Annotated in this window: 12 protein-coding genes; 5 read left to right on the top strand and 7 right to left on the bottom strand. The window is 73.5% G+C overall.

Translation table 11 applies throughout. From position 1 onward, the window contains the following. The first annotated feature begins 35 nt into the window (after positions 1–35). The 3 genes from EV378_RS34630 (at position 36) to EV378_RS34640 (ending at position 5,630) form a co-directional block, all read left to right on the top strand. Positions 36–782 (top strand): beta-phosphoglucomutase family hydrolase, encoded by a 747-nt coding sequence (locus tag EV378_RS34630; protein ID WP_132432210.1) that lies wholly within the window; start codon positions 36–38, stop codon positions 780–782. Beyond that, complete coding sequence (locus EV378_RS34635) at positions 779–3,157, top strand: glycoside hydrolase family 65 protein (protein WP_132432212.1); 2,379 nt, start codon at positions 779–781, stop codon at positions 3,155–3,157. Before EV378_RS34630 ends, EV378_RS34635 begins: the two co-directional genes overlap by 4 nt. Before the next feature lie 244 nt (positions 3,158–3,401). After that, complete coding sequence (locus EV378_RS34640; RefSeq protein WP_132433138.1) at positions 3,402–5,630, top strand: HelD family protein; 2,229 nt, start codon at positions 3,402–3,404, stop codon at positions 5,628–5,630. Between the two features lie 7 nt (positions 5,631–5,637). Here EV378_RS34640 and EV378_RS34645 read toward each other — a convergent pair whose 3' ends face one another. The 3 genes from EV378_RS34645 to EV378_RS34655 are packed head-to-tail and all read right to left on the bottom strand — an operon-like array spanning position 5,638 to position 7,687. After that, the gene (locus EV378_RS34645; RefSeq protein ID WP_132432214.1) at positions 5,638–6,438 is read right to left on the bottom strand and encodes an alpha/beta fold hydrolase; all 801 of its coding nucleotides are present in this window, start codon (positions 6,436–6,438) and stop codon (positions 5,638–5,640) included. 8 nt (positions 6,439–6,446) lie between these two features. Continuing rightward, positions 6,447–7,019, bottom strand: coding sequence for a DinB family protein (locus EV378_RS34650; protein ID WP_207908950.1), 573 nt, complete (start codon positions 7,017–7,019; stop codon positions 6,447–6,449). Positions 7,020–7,054: 35 nt separating this feature from the next. After that, positions 7,055–7,687: an acyl-CoA-like ligand-binding transcription factor gene (locus EV378_RS34655; protein ID WP_243653911.1), complete on the bottom strand. Its 633-nt coding sequence runs from the start codon at positions 7,685–7,687 to the stop codon at positions 7,055–7,057. A gap of 90 nt (positions 7,688–7,777) precedes the next feature. Here EV378_RS34655 and EV378_RS34660 point away from each other — a divergent pair, with 90 nt between their 5' ends. Beyond that, the gene (locus tag EV378_RS34660; protein ID WP_132432216.1) at positions 7,778–9,361 is read left to right on the top strand and encodes an FAD-dependent oxidoreductase; all 1,584 of its coding nucleotides are present in this window, start codon (positions 7,778–7,780) and stop codon (positions 9,359–9,361) included. 272 nt (positions 9,362–9,633) lie between these two features. Here EV378_RS34660 and EV378_RS34665 read toward each other — a convergent pair whose 3' ends face one another. After that, on the bottom strand, positions 9,634–10,308 hold the full coding sequence (locus EV378_RS34665) for a hypothetical protein (protein ID WP_132432218.1): 675 nt from the start codon (positions 10,306–10,308) through the stop codon (positions 9,634–9,636). 71 nt (positions 10,309–10,379) lie between these two features. Here EV378_RS34665 and EV378_RS34670 point away from each other — a divergent pair, with 71 nt between their 5' ends. Next, the gene (locus EV378_RS34670; RefSeq protein ID WP_132432220.1) at positions 10,380–10,985 is read left to right on the top strand and encodes a TetR/AcrR family transcriptional regulator; all 606 of its coding nucleotides are present in this window, start codon (positions 10,380–10,382) and stop codon (positions 10,983–10,985) included. Here the strand turns inward: EV378_RS34670 and EV378_RS34675 are convergent. The 3 genes from EV378_RS34675 to EV378_RS34685 all read right to left on the bottom strand — a co-directional run bounded on the left by EV378_RS34675 (position 10,982) and on the right by EV378_RS34685 (position 14,513). Beyond that, positions 10,982–11,686, bottom strand: a complete 705-nt coding sequence (locus EV378_RS34675) for a gamma-glutamyl-gamma-aminobutyrate hydrolase family protein (RefSeq protein WP_132432222.1) — start codon at positions 11,684–11,686, stop codon at positions 10,982–10,984. The two genes, EV378_RS34670 and EV378_RS34675, sit on opposite strands and share 4 nt — an antisense overlap. Further along, positions 11,683–13,518, bottom strand: a complete 1,836-nt coding sequence (gene recQ / locus EV378_RS34680; RefSeq protein ID WP_243653992.1) for a DNA helicase RecQ — start codon at positions 13,516–13,518, stop codon at positions 11,683–11,685. The genes EV378_RS34675 and recQ overlap by 4 nt, the downstream gene beginning before the upstream one ends. Positions 13,519–13,691: 173 nt before the next feature. After that, positions 13,692–14,513: a polysaccharide deacetylase family protein gene (locus EV378_RS34685; protein ID WP_165922622.1), complete on the bottom strand. Its 822-nt coding sequence runs from the start codon at positions 14,511–14,513 to the stop codon at positions 13,692–13,694. Between the last annotated feature and the right edge of the window lie 157 nt (positions 14,514–14,670).

A 14,670-nucleotide genomic window follows, 5' to 3' on the forward strand; every position in this document is an offset into this window, starting at 1 on the left:
CGCCACTGGTGCTCGCCGCCGGATACGGTGCGCGCATGCTGGGGGTTCCCGAGGGGACGCGCGCGCTGCTGTTCGATCTCGACGGCGTGCTCACCGACACCGCGAGCGTGCACGCCGCGGCCTGGAAGACGATGTTCGACGAGTTCCTGCGCGCCAGGGACGGCTCCGGTGTCGGGGCCTTCCGCCCTTTCGACATCTCCGCGGACTACGGGCCCTACGTCGACGGCAAGCCCCGCCTGGAGGGCACCCGCAGCTTCCTCGCCTCCCGCGGGATCGAGCTGCCGGAGGGGACGCCCGACGACCCGCCGGACACCGAGTCGCTCTGGGGTCTGTCGACCCGCAAGAACGACCTCGTGCAGGAGAAGATCAAGTCCAACGGCGTGGACGTCTACCCGGGTTCCGTCCGCTACCTCGAGGCGGTGCGGGACACCGGTATCGCCACGGCCGTCGTCTCGTCGTCGGCCAACGCCGAGCAGGTCCTGTCGGTGACCGGCCTGGACCGGTTCATCGACCTCCGGATCGACGGTGTCGTCGCCAGGGAGCGGAAGCTGCCGGGCAAGCCGGAGCCGGACACGTTCCTGGCCGCGGCGGCCGACCTGGGCGTGCCGCCGGAGGCCGCCGTCGTGTTCGAGGACGCGCTGGCCGGCGTCGAGGCCGGGCACGCGGGCGGCTTCGGCGCCGTCGTCGGTGTGAACCGCCTCGACCAGGCCGACGCCCTCCGTGACCACGGCGCCACCGTCGTCGTGGACGATCTCGCCGACCTGCTGGGAGAGCAGAAGTGAAGCCCGAGCACCTGCCCACGTTCACCGTCGAGCCGTGGGTCGTCCGTGAACCCCGGCTGGACATGGACGCGATGGGGCAGACCGAGTCGGTCTTCGCCCTGTCCAACGGACACGTCGGCCTGCGCGGCAACCTCGACGAGGGCGAGCCGCACGTCCTGCCCGGCACGTACCTCAACTCCTGCTACGAGGTGCGCCCGCTGCCCTACGCCGAGGGCGGCTACGGGTACCCGGAGTCCGGCCAGACGATCATCAACGTCACGAACGGCAAGCTGATCCGGCTGCTCGTCGACGACGAGCCGTTCGACCTGCGCTACGGGACGCTGCGCAAGCACGAGCGCGTGCTGGACATGCAGGCCGGCACGCTGCACCGCGAGGTGGAGTGGGAGTCGCCCGCCGGGCGCGCGGTGCGCGTGAAGTCCACCCGGCTGGTGTCGCTGACCCAGCGGGCGATCGCCGCGATCTCCTACGAGGTCGAGGTGCTCTCGGACGGTTCCGACGGCAACTCCGCCACGGACGGCGCGCTGCTGGTGCTGCAGTCCGAGCTCGTCGCGAACGAGCAGCTGCCCGGCCGCAACGAGGGCGACCCCCGCCTGGACACCGCGCTCGACGACGTCCTGGAGTCCGAGCAGTCGCGTGCCGGCCAGACGGACGCGACGCTGGTGCACCGCACGCGCAAGTCCGAGCTGCGCGTCGGCGCCGCGATGGACCACGAGGTCACCGGCCCGGACGGCGTCCAGATCAGCTCGGACGCGAACGAGGACCTCGCCCGCACCACGATCATTGCCCGGGTCAAGCCCGGCCAGACGCTGCGCGTCGTCAAGTACCTGTCCTACGGCTGGTCGTCGCGCCGCAGCCTGCCCGCGATCTACGACCAGGTGCGTGCCGCCCTGGCCGCCGCCCGCTACACCGGCTGGGACGGCCTGGTGAGCGAGCAGCGGGAGTACCTCGACGACTTCTGGTCGACCGCCGACGTCGAGATCGACGGCGACGCGGAGCTCCAGCAGGCGATCCGACTGGCGACGTTCCACGTCCTGCAGGCGGGTGCCCGCGCCGAGCGCCGCTGCATCGGGGCCAAGGGCCTGACCGGCGACGGCTACGACGGGCACACGTTCTGGGACACCGAGACGTTCTGCCTGCAGGTGCTCTCGTTCGTCGCCCCGGATGCGGCGGCCGACGCACTGCGCTGGCGGCAGTCGATCCTGCCCCAGGCGTTCGAGCGGGCCGAGACGCTCGGCCTCAAGGGTGCGGCGTTCCCGTGGCGCACGATCCGCGGCCACGAGTGCTCCGGCTACTGGCCCGCCGGCACGGCCGCGTTCCACATCAACGCCGACATCGCCGACGCCGTCCGCCGCCACGTCCACGCCACCGGGGACACCCAGTTCGAGCTCGAGGTCGGCCTGGACCTGCTGGTCGCGACGGCGCGGCTGTGGCGCTCGCTGGGCCACCACGACTCGGAGGGCAACTTCCGGGTGGACGGCGTGACCGGCCCCGACGAGTACTCGGCGGTCGCGGACAACAACGTCTACACGAACCTGATGGCGCAGCAGAACCTGCGCTACGCGGCCGAGGTCGCGGCCAAGCACCCGCGGTCGGCGGCCCGGCTCGGCGTGGACTCCGAGGAGGTCGCCAGCTGGCGCGACGCCGCCGCGGCGATGCTCATCCCGTTCGACGAGCGGCTCGGCGTGCACCCGCAGTCCGAGGGCTTCACCAGCCACAAGCTCTGGGACTTCGAGGGCACCGCGGCCGAGCACTACCCGCTGCTGCTGAACTTCCCGTACTTCGACCTGTACCGGAAGCAGGTCGTCAAGCAGGCGGACCTGGTGCTGGCGATGCAGATCCGGGCGGACGCGTTCACCGACGAGCAGATGCGCCGCAACTTCGCCTACTACGAGGGGATCACGGTCCGGGACTCGTCGCTGTCGGCGTGCACGCAGGCCGTCATCGCGGCCCGCACCGGGCACCTCGACCTCGCCTACAACTACCTGGGCGAGGCCGCGCTGATCGACCTGCACGACCTCGGAGGCAACACCGACCACGGCATCCACATCGCGTCGATGGCCGGGACCTGGTCGGCGATCGTGCTCGGGTTCGGCGGGATGCGCTGCGACGCCGACGGGCTGTCGTTCGCGCCGGTGCTGCCCGCCTCGCTGTCGCGGGTGTCGTTCGGGCTGCGCTGGCAGGGCCGCCAGATCCGGGTGACGATCACGCCGGGCGAGGCCGAGTACCAGCTCGTCAGCGGTGCGCCGATGCGTCTGCGCCACCACGACGAGCCGGTCGCGCTCGGGGACGACCCGATGACGCTGCCGCTGCCTGCCGTCGAGTGGGTGGAGCCGGTCGAGCAGCCCTACGGGCGGGCGCCGCACCAGCGAGGCTGAGCGCGGGCCGCCCCATCGGGGTACCTGTCCGTTGATCGCCGTTATGTCGCGGCGGGCACGGGGGTGGCGCTGGTAGCTTGGAGCGTCGGCCGGTCCGCGACGGGGGTGTCGTGCGGCGCGGGACGGCCGGTCGTCACGTCACTCGGTGGAGGAAGTCCTTCAGGTGCCGAAACCCACCCCGGCCGACTCCGGGCCCGACGCGGGGCCGGACACGGAGCTCGCCCGTGAGCAGGCCTACGTCGCGATGCTCTACGAGCAGCTCGAACAGCGACGGCGCGAGACCGCGAAGCGGTTGCACGACACGTTGCACGACGAGACCGTGGGCACGCCGCAGGCGCTGACCCAGCGGGACGCGGCGGCCGCGCTGTACGCCGACCGGCTGGCCTCGCTTCGGGCCGCCGAGCACGGTCTGGCGTTCGGGCGCCTGGACACCGACTCCGGCGAGATCCGGTACATCGGCCGGATCGGGCTGCTCGACGAGCAGAACGAGTACGAGCCGCTGCTGATGGACTGGCGCGCGCCCGCCGCCCGCCCGTTCTACACCGCGACGGCGGCCTCCCCGGAGGGCATGCGCCGTCGCAGGCACCTGCGTACCCGCCTGCGGTCGATCACCGCGGTCGACGACGAGCCGTTGCACCTGTCCGACGCGGAGGCCGCCGCGTCCTCGAAGGGCCTGACCAGCGAGGCCGCGCTGCTGGCCGCCGTGTCCGAGGCGCGTACCGGCCGGATGGGCGACATCGTCGCGACGATCCAGTCCGAACAGGACGCGATCATCCGATCCAAACCGTCCGGCGTGCTCGTCGTGCAGGGCGGGCCGGGCACCGGCAAGACGGCGGTCGCCCTGCACCGCGCCGCCTACCTGCTCTACACCCACCGGGACCGGCTGGCCCGCCGCGGTGTGCTCGTCGTCGGGCCGAACCCGACGTTCCTCCGCTACATCGGCCAGGTGCTGCCGTCACTCGGCGAGACGAGTGTCGTGCTCGGCACCGTCGCCCAGCTCTACCCCGACCTCGACGCGCGCCGCCACGAGGACCCGGCCACGGCCGCGCTGAAGGGCCGTGCCGAGATGGCCGCGGTGATCGCCGCCGCCGTGCGGGACCGCCAGCAGGTGCCGCGACGGCCGATCGAGCTCGTCGTCGAGCAGCAGCGGGTGGTGCTGGACAAGGACACCGTCGGACAGGCCCGCACGCGGGCGCGGCGGGCCCGCAAGCCGCACAACGAGGCACGCCGGGTGTTCCGCAAGGAGCTGCTGCGGCTGCTGGCCGACCAGGTCGCCCGCGGCGTCGGCAAGGATCTGCTCGACCGGCGCGACGTCGACGAGATCCGCGACGAGCTGGCCGAGTCCGCCGAGCTGATGCGCGAGATCGACGAGCTGTGGCCGACGCTGTCGCCGGAGCGGCTGCTCGGCGAGCTGTTCGCCGACCGCAAGCGGCTGAACTCGGTCGCCCGCCGGATCCCGGCCGACGAGCGGGCCCGCCTGGAGCGCGACGAGCCGGACGAGGGCACCCCGCCGGGCGAGCGCTGGACGGCGGCGGACGTGGCACTGCTCGACGAGGCGGCCGAGCTGCTCGGCGACGACGGCAGCGCGCGCGCCGCGGCCGAGGCGGCGGCGTTGCGCGAGGAGGTCGAGTACGCGCAGGGCGTGCTGGACGTCCTGGACCTGGAGGAGGACCTGGACCCGGAGCTGCTGCGCGCCACCGACGTCATCGACGCCGACCGGCTCGCCGAGCGCCTGCAGGTGGCCCGCTACGACTCGACGGCGGAGCGCGCGTCGTCCGACCGCGAGTGGACCTACGGGCACGTGATCGTCGACGAGGCGCAGGAGCTGTCCGCGATGGCGTGGCGGATGGTCATGCGCCGTTCGCCGTCCCGGTCGATGACCGTCGTCGGTGACATCGCGCAGACCGGTGACCGCGGCGGCGCCGGGTCGTGGGACGAGGTGCTGCGGCCGTTCGTGGAGCGCCGCTGGCGTCTGGAGCAGCTCACCGTGAACTACCGGACGCCGTCGGAGATCGCCGACATCGCCGACGACGTGCTGGCCGAGATCGACCCGTCCTTGGAGCCGCCCAGCTCGGTCCGCAGCACCGGTACCCAGCCCTGGGCGCACGAGCTGCCCGGCGAGGGCGCCGAGCGGGTGATCACCGAGCGGGTCGCCGCGGAGCAGGCGGCCGTGGGGGAGGGGCGCACCGCCGTGCTCGGCCCCGCGGCCCGGATCACGGCACTGCGGGGGGTGTTGCTGCCGCCCGGCGCCGACGCCGAGGACCTCGACGCGCCGCTCGTCGTGCTCGGGGTGGAGGAGGCGAAGGGGCTCGAGTTCGACGCCGTCGTGCTCGTCGAGCCCGCGGAGATCCTGGAGGAGTCCCCGCGCGGGCTGAACGACCTGTACGTCGCGCTCACCCGCGCCACCCAGCGGCTCGGCGTCCTCTACACCGGCGACCTGCCGCCGGTGCTCAAGCGGGTCCCCCGGGACTGACCGGGGCTCACCGGTGCCGGAGCTCCAGGGCGTCGAGCAGCACCCGCGACGTGGCGTCCGGCGCGTCCCACGTCACGACGTGCCCGGCGTCCGGGACGACGGTCTCGCGCACGCCCTCCGCCCGCGCCCAGCGGGGCATGGCGGTCGCGATGTTGCCGGTGCGGTCGCGTGCGCCGCGCACGAGCACGAGCGGTACCGGCGCGCGGTAGCCGGGGTCGGGCTCGACGAGCGACGCGGTGGCCCGCCAGACGTCGAGGAACGTGCGCTTGGGCATCCGCGCGAACACCTCCTCGAGGCGCGCCACCACGTCCGGGACGACGGCCGACACGCGGGCCATCTGCCGGGGGAGCGACCGCGCCGGGATCATCGCCAGCGCGGGCGCCGCCGCGGCGAGCGCGAGCCGTCCCGCCGCGGACAGCGGCCCCGCGTTCCACGTCGAGTCCAGGACGACGTGCCCGGCGGCCCGGTCCGGGCGGGAGCGTACGAACGCCTGCACGAGGTTGCCCCCGAGCGAGTGCCCGACCAGCACCGGCCGCTCGAGCCCGCATGCGTCGAGGAGCGCCCCGAGGTCGTCGAGCGCGTCGGGGGCGGTGAAACGGGCGGCGGGCTCCAGCGTCGACGCCCCGTGGCCCCGCATGTCCCACACGACGACGCGGTGGCCCCGGCCGGTGAGCGCGGCGACCTGGTCGTCGAACATCGTGTGGTCCAGTCCGGCGCCGTGCGTGAGCACGACGGCGGGTCCCCCGGGTCCCGTGTCCGCGAACGCGATCTCCGCTCCGGGACGGGCCAGCCTTCGTTCCAGGTCCAACGGGTCTCCTAGCGGTCGCGGGCCCGGTAGAGGTCGCGCAGCAGCGCGACCTCGGCGCCGTGGTGGATCACCTCGCGGTGGATGTGCAGCACGAGCGTGGCCATCGGCTCGTCGGCGTACGGGCCCTCGGAGGGCCCGCACGGCGCGGCCAGGCCGTCCGCGCCCAGTGCCGCGACGCCGTCGGTCCAGAGGCGGTGCTGCTCGTCGAGCTGGGCCAGTGCCTCGTCGGCGGTTCCGGCGTAGTCGAACGAGTTGTAGTCGACGGCGGGACCGCCGAAGTGGCCTGCCACCCGCATCGCGAACACGCCGACGATGATGTGCCCGAGCCGCCACGCGATCGTCGTGACCGGGGCGGGGTCCGGCTCCGGGAACGCGAAGTCGATCACCCAGTCGCCTGCGCCCGCCGCGTAGGGGCTGGTGGCGTCGCCGCGCCGGCGCACGCCCCACATGCCGGGCGACGGCTCCCAGTGGTACTCGTCGTCGGTCAGTCCCTCGATGCGGGGACGCAGCTGCGCGTCCCACTCGAAGCGGAGCTGGTCGAGCAGCTGGTGGTTCCAGTCGATCGTCGTCGTCGAGCTCATGGGGGCACGCTATGACCGAATGCGGACAACGACTGTCACCGGTCCGCGAGCGGGCTGCGCGGGGTACCGACGATCGGCAGGTCGGCCAGCGGGATGCCGTGCTCGAGCCGGGCGAACACGGCGTCCAGCGCCTCGATGTAGCTGCTGCCGGGGGACCGGGCGACCATCTCCTGCGCGGCCAGGCGTCCCCCGACCACCACGCCGGCGAACACCACCACCTCGGGATCGTCGGCGGAGCGGCCGACGCCAGCGGCGAGCTGCTCCGCGATGGCTCCGACGCTGAACGCCTCACGCAGCGCCGCCCGGATCTCCGGCTGGCGGCGCGAGAGGTCCATCCGGACCTCCTCGAGCTCGCGCTTCTCGTCCGGCAGCCGCTCGAACGCGGTGCGCATCGCGGTGCGCAGCGCGCTGAGCAGCGGCGTGCCCTCCGGGACCTCGCCGAACGCCTCCGCCATCAGCGGGTCGACGTCGTCGTAGAGGACGGTCTGCTCCTTGCCGGCGAAGTACCGGAAGAACGTGCTGCGTGAGACCTCGGCCGCGGCCGCGATGTCGTCCACCGTGGTCTCCGCGTACCCGCGGTCCCGGAACAGCCGCAGCGCGTGCCGCTGCAGATCGGCGCGCGTCCTGGCCTTCTTGCGCTCGCGCAGCCCACCCACCTCGGTACTCACCGGGGGAGTATCGCACGGTTTGTCACTTCATCTCAATTGGCACTGAGTTACATCTGGTACTGAGTCTCAGAATTGGCTATCGTTCGGGCCATGAGAACCGACGTGATCGTGGTGGGGGCCGGGCCGACCGGCCTGATGACGGCGTGCGAGCTGGCGCGCCGCGGGGTGCGGGTCGAGGTGGTCGACGGCGCGTCCGGACCGTTCGAGGGATCGCGGGGCAAGGGCGTGCAGCCGCGCACGCTGGAGCTGCTCGACCACCTCGGCCTGGCGGGCCGGCTGGTGTCGCTCGGCCGGTTCCGGATCCCGTTGCGTCGGTGGGGGACCGGCGAGGACGGGGAGCCCGTCGGCGTCGACCACGAGATGCACGCCGGCGTCGAGCCGACGCCGGACTCGCCGTACGCCCGCTCGCTGATCGTGCCGCAGTGGCGGACCGAGCTGGTCCTGCGCGAGCACCTGGCGTCACTCGGCGTCGAGGTGCGCTGGAACACGCTGGTCCGGGACGTGCAGCAGGACGACGACGGCGTGACGGTCACGACGGACGGCGGGTCGCTGTCCGCGTCCTGGGTCGTCGGTTGCGACGGCGGGTCCAGCGTCGTGCGCCACGCTCTCGGGGTGTCGTTCCTCGGCGAGACGAACGAGGACATCCGGATGCTGGTCGCCGACGTCGTCGTGGAGGGTGTGGACCGCGACCACTGGCACATGTGGGAGCCGTTCACCGCGCTCTGCCCGCTCCCGGCGACGGACACGTTCGCGCTGCAGGCGGGCGGGGTGGACCGGGACGGGCCGCTCACGGCGGCCGTGTTCCAGGACGTGCTCGACGAGGCCGGGGCCGGTCACGCCCGCGTGCGCGAGGTGCGGTGGAGCTCGCGCTGGCGGCTCAACGTGCGGATGGTCGACCGCTACCGGGTCGGACGGGTTCTCCTGGCGGGCGACGCGGCGCACGTGCACTCGCCCGCGGGCGGACAGGGCCTGAACACCGGCATCGGTGACGGTGCGAACCTCGGCTGGAAGCTGGCTGCGGTGCTCGCCGGTGCCGACGAGCGCCTGCTCGACACGTACGAGGCGGAGCGGATGCCGGTCGCCGCCGACGTGCTCGGCCTGTCCGGGCTTCTGACCCTGCGCCGGTTCGAGGACCGCGGCGCCGACGGCACCCGGACGCTCCAGCTGGGCGTGGGCTACCGCGGAGGCCCGCTCACGCCGGGACCGGACGGGTCGCCGCGTGGGTTCGACGCCGCTGCCTCGACCCTTGCGTCCGCCTCGACGGACGCTTCGCCCTCGCCCGATGCCGTCGGCTCGACCGATGCGGTTGCTGCCGCGTCCGGACCGTGCTCCGGCGACCGCGCTCCGGACGCGCCGATGCGCTCCGCCGACGGCACGCGGACCCGCCTGTTCGATCTGCTCCGTCACCCCGGCTGGACGTTGCTCGGGTACGGCACCGTCCCGGACCCGCACCCCGGTGTGCACACGGCCTCGATCGTCCCCAGGGGCTCCGAGGTGTCCGACACCGATCTGTCCGACCACAGCGGACACGTCGCCGCCGTGTACCACCCGGAGCCCGGCGAACTGATCCTCGTCCGTCCGGACGGGTACCTCGCACTCCGCACCACCGACCCGGCCGCCGTCCGCACCTATCTGTCGGCGGTGAGCAGCACCCCGGCGCCGGTCACCGCCTGACGGGTCGACGCTCGGTGGCCCGCGCGGCGCCCGCCGATCCGGCCCCGGCGGGCCAGCCTCGTCCCCGGCGACCCATGATCGGCCGTCCGGCGCGGATGTGTGCCGCTTGTGGCGCCGATCCGCGCCGGACCGGCGATCACTGAACGCGGCCCGGGACGATACGTGCATGATCGCCGATCGGGTGCAGATGTAGGCCACTGATGGCGCCGATCCGCACCGAACCGGCGATCACCGAGCGCAGCCCGGAACGGCCCCGCCGATCATGCTGGTGCTCAGGCGACCCGGGTCGTGGCGGCCGGCGTCGGGGCGACCGCCCGGCGGGGAAGCCGCAGCGCGATCACGACAGCGGCGACCGTCATCCCCAGTGCCGCGAACGGCTGGACGATCTGCACGGAGAACCCGGCGACGACGAACAGCGCGAGCAGGACGGCGTACGCGATCCCGGCCGCACGCAGCCCGTCGGCTCGGGACACCGCCCGGCCGAGAAGGGCGCCACCGACGAGGAGCAGGAGCAGCCCGACGACGGCGGTGAGGACGAGCGGGGTGCCGTACACGTCGGCGTCGAACTCGGACATGCCCGGCACGCCGCGCTCGATCGCGCGCCCGATGGCCGGCTGGGCGAACGCCGCCGTGCCGAACACGGCCGTGCTGATCACGTTCCCGGCGACGGTGAGGGCGGCACCCCACGCCGCGGCGCGGCCGGACGGTCCGGCGGACAGGAACGCGAGCGCGGCGACGACACCGACCGAGCCGAGCGCCGCGCCGAGAACGCTCGCCACGAGATGGCCGGCCAGGAACGGTCCGGTCGTCACGAACGCGGCGTAGGCGCCGAGGTCCGCCCGGTCCGGCTCGTGGGTGACGGCTCCGACGGCGAGCAGTGCCGCGTGCACCGGGATCAGCCAGAGGGCGGCCCTCGCGAGCGGGGTGGTGCCGGTCGTCGCGTCCATCGCGGCTCCTCGGTGAGGCCCCCAATTCAGTCAGACAGAGCGTATGACTGATTGGCGCTAGGCTCAAGGCCGTGAGCCCCCGCCGGTACACCCTCGGGGCGCGCGCCGCGGCCGTCGCCGACACCCGCGAGCGCGTGCTGACGGCCGCGCGCGACCTGTACCGCGACGGCGGCTTCCACCGTTCGTCGCTGGACGAGGTGGCCCGCCGGGCCGACGTCGCGCGGGCGACCGTGTACCAGCGGTTCGGCTCGAAGCTCGGCCTGCTGGAGGCCGTCCTGACCGACTACGAGCGCCGGGCGGACCTCCCGGCACTGGCCGCCGTCGTCGAGGAGGGGCCGCCGGAGACCCTGCTCCGCGCGATGGTCACCGAGGGCTGCCGGTACTGGGCCACCGACCCGGCGCTCGCGCGCAAGATCCTCGCCGCGGGGTCCGCCGACCCGGCGGCGGGGGAGCTGCTGCGTCGCCACGACGCGGGCCGGCTGTCCCTGCTGGAGACGACGGTGCGCCGGCTCGACGAGGCCGGCCGGCTGGCGGTGCCGCCGGGCACGGCCCTGGACGTGCTCTGGGTGCTGACCGCGTTCGAGACCTACGACCAGCTCGCCGCGGGCCGCGGGCTGTCCACGCAGGACACCGCGGACGTCCTGTCCGGACTGGCCGAGGCCCGGCTGGGCGGTTAGCCCGCCGCGGCCTCGACGAGCGCGGCGAACATCCGCACGTCCCGGGGCTCCTGCTCCGGATGCCACTGCACCCCGACGACGAACGGGTGCCCGTCCAGCTCGACGGCCTCGACGGTCCCGTCGTCGGCGCGGGCGGTGACGGTCAGGCCGTCGGCGACCCGGTCGATCGCCTGGTGGTGGTGGCACCACACCTGGACCTCATCGCCACCGAGCGCACGCGCCACCCGCGAGCCGGGTTCCGGCGCGACCGTGACCGGACCGAACGTCGCCGGCTCCACGCTGTGCCGCAGGTGCCCGACGACGTCCGGCAGGTGCTGGTGCAGCGTCCCGCCGAGCGCGACGTTGAGCAGTTGGTGCCCACGGCACACGCCGAGCACCGGGATCCGACGGTCCAGCGCCCGTCGCAGGGCGGCCAGGTCGGAGTCGTCCCGCTCGGTCCGCGGCGGGTCCGAGTGCGGTCCCGGCTCGGCCCCGTACCGCGCGGGGTCGACGTCCGGCCCGCCGACGACGAGCAGCGCGTCGCACACGTCGACGGCGTCGGCCGCCGTCGCGGTCGGAGGCAGCAGGACCGGCGTCCCACCGGCCGCGGCGACCATGTCCACGTAGTTGCGGGTCAGGAGCACGACCTGCTCATCGGTGATGATCCAGTAACTGGCGCGCTCACCGTAGGACGTCAGCCCGACCACCGGGTGCCTGCTCACGCGTCCTCTCCGGACAGCACCGCGAGGACCTGCTCGCCGTAGCGGGCGAGCTTGCCCTCGCCGATGCCGCTGATCGTGCCGAGCGCGGCCAGGTCGCCGGGAGCCCGCGAGGCGATCTCGCGCAGCGTCGCGTCGTGGAAGATCACGTAGGCGGGGACGCCCTGCTCCTTCGCCGCACCCGCGCGCCAGGCGCGCAGCTTCTCGAACAGCGGCGCCGCGTCCGCGGACAGCTCGGCCGCCTGCGCCTTCGTGCCGGACCGGGTGCGGGACCGGGCGGCCCGCTCCGGCTCGGTGCGGAACATGACCGGAGTGTCGCCGCGCATCACGGCGGGGGAGTCCTCGGTGAACACGAGCGTCGAGTGCGCACCGCCCACGGCGAGCATCCCGCGCGCGACGAGCTGGCGGATCACGCTGCGCCACTGGGGTTCGGTGAGGTCGGAGCCGACGCCGAACACCGACAGCTGGTCGTGGTCGAACTGCTCGATCTTCGCCGTCCTCCGCCCGAGCAGGATGTCGATCACGTGCACGGCGCCGAAGCTCTGCCGCCGCTCGTTCTTCAGACGCCAGACGGTGGAGAGCACCTTCTGCGCCGGGACCGTGCCGTCCCACGACGACACCGGGTTCAGGCACGTGTCGCAGTTGCCGCAGGCAGTGTCGACGCGCGATCCGCCTGCGCTACTCGCGTCGCCGCCGAGCTCCTGGCCGAAGTAGCGCAACAGCTGGGCGCGCCGGCACGCGACCGTCTCGCAGAGCGCCAGCATCGCGTCCAGGTGCAACGCGAGGCGGCGCTTGTGCGCGGCGTCGCCCTCCGAGTCGTCGATCATCTTGCGCTGCTGCACGACGTCCGGGAGCCCGTAGGCGAGCCACGCCGTGGACGGCAGCCCGTCGCGGCCGGCGCGGCCGGTCTCCTGGTAGTAGCCCTCGACCGACTTCGGCAGGTCCAGGTGCGCGACGAACCGGACGTCCGGCTTGTCGATGCCCATGCCGAACGCGATCGTCGCGACCATCACGACACCGTCCTCGCGCAGGAACCGCGCCTGGTTCTCGCGGCGCACCGACGCGTCCAGGCCGGCGTGGTACGGCAGCGCCGTCATGCCCTGCGCGGTCAGGAACTCGGCCGTCTGCTCGACCGACTTGCGGGACAGGCAGTACACGATCCCGGCCTCGCCGGGGTGCTCGCCGCGGATCAGCTCGAGCACCTGCTTGCGCGGCTCGTTCTTGCCGACGATCCGGTACTGGATGTTCGGACGGTCGAAGCTCGCGACGAAGTGTTTCGCCGCCGTCAGCTGCAGCCGCTCGGCGATCTCGGTGCGGGTCGCCTCCGTCGCGGTGGCGGTGAGCGCGATCCGCGGCACGTCCGGCCAGCGCGTGTGCAGTTCGGACAGCAGCAGGTAGTCGGGTCGGAAGTCGTGCCCCCACTGCGCGACGCAGTGCGCCTCGTCGATCGCGAACAGCGCGATCCGGCCGCGGTCGAGCAGCCGCACCGTCGACTCGACCTTCAGCCGCTCCGGAGCGAGGTAGAGCAGGTCCAGCTCGCCGGAGACGAACGCCCGCTCGGTGTCGCGGCGCTCGTCGGGGGACTGGGTGGAGTTGAGGAACCCGGCGCGCACGCCGAGCGCCCGCAGCGCGTCGACCTGGTCCTGCATCAGCGCGATCAGCGGCGAGACGACGACCCCCACGCCGTCGCGGACCAGGGCGGGCACCTGATAGCACAGCGACTTGCCGCCGCCGGTCGGCATCAGGACCAGGGCATCCCCGCCGCCGACCACCTGCTCGACGATCTCCTGCTGCTCGCCGCGGAACGCGTCGTAGCCGAACACACGTCGAAGCACGTCGTGCGGGTCGGTGAACCTCGGCCGCTCGTCGGCCGGTTCGGGCTCGGAGTACGGCTCACCGAACTCCTCGTCCTCGGGCGGCGGCTCCGGCGGCGGGATCTCGTCGAGATCGGTGCCCCAGTCGGCGGGCAGAGAGGTGTCCGGCACGCCCGCGATCGTACGAGCGGGCCTCACCGTCCCGTGGTCACCTCTCCGGATCCGTCCGCGGGCGTGGGCCGGGGCACCTCCGCCGTGCCGTCCGGGACGACGAACCGGTACCCCTGGTCCTGCAGCGTCGGGATCAGCCCCCGCAGGACCGCGACCGTCGTCGCCCGCTCACCGCCGCCGTCGTGCATCAGGATCACCGAACCGTCGCCCAGCTCGGAGCGGACCGTGCGCAGGACGGCGTCGGCCGGGATGCCGGTCCAGTCCCGCGAGTCGACCGACCAGCCGAGCGGCCGCATCCCGAGTTCCGCGGCTCCGCCCTCCAGCGCGGGTGTCCACTTTCCCTCCGGCGCACGGAAGAACGGGATCCGCACCGACGGGTCCCCGGACGCGTCGACGAGCTCGGCGGACGACGCGGTCATCGCCAGGGCGATCACGGCGTCCGACCGGAGGCGGAGCCCCGGATCGTGGTCCGACGTGTGGTCGCAGAGCGTGTGCCCGCGTGCGACGACGTCGCGGACGATGTCCGGGTGCTCCTTCGCCAGGCCGGTGACCATGCAGAACACGGCGGGGACGTGGTACCGGTCGAGCACGTCGAGGACCTGGCGGGTCCAGACCGGGTGCGGTCCGTCGTCGAACGTCAGCGTGACGGTCCTGCCCGGCTGCGCGGTCCCGGCCAGCACCGACGCCGGGACGGCCCTCGGAACCGGCGCGGGAGCGGGAGCGGCGGGCACCGCCACGGCCACCGGCGTGGGTGTGTGGGTGAGTCCGGTCGCGGTGAGCACGACGACGACGTACGTCCCGGCGACCAACGTCGTCCAACGGTGGACGTACGGGGGCCGCAGCATCTGGCGGAGGATCGCCCTCCGTCGCGCACCGAGCATGCACGTCCCCCGTGTGAAGTACCCCCGATCCGGTGTCGACGGTACTGAGCGGCGGCCCCGCGACGGTGCCGACGCGCCGTCCCGGCGAGGGATTCGACACCGCGGACCACCGTGGTGGGCG

This window comes from Pseudonocardia endophytica, from assembly GCF_004339565.1.
Taxonomy (GTDB): domain Bacteria; phylum Actinomycetota; class Actinomycetes; order Mycobacteriales; family Pseudonocardiaceae; genus Pseudonocardia; species Pseudonocardia endophytica.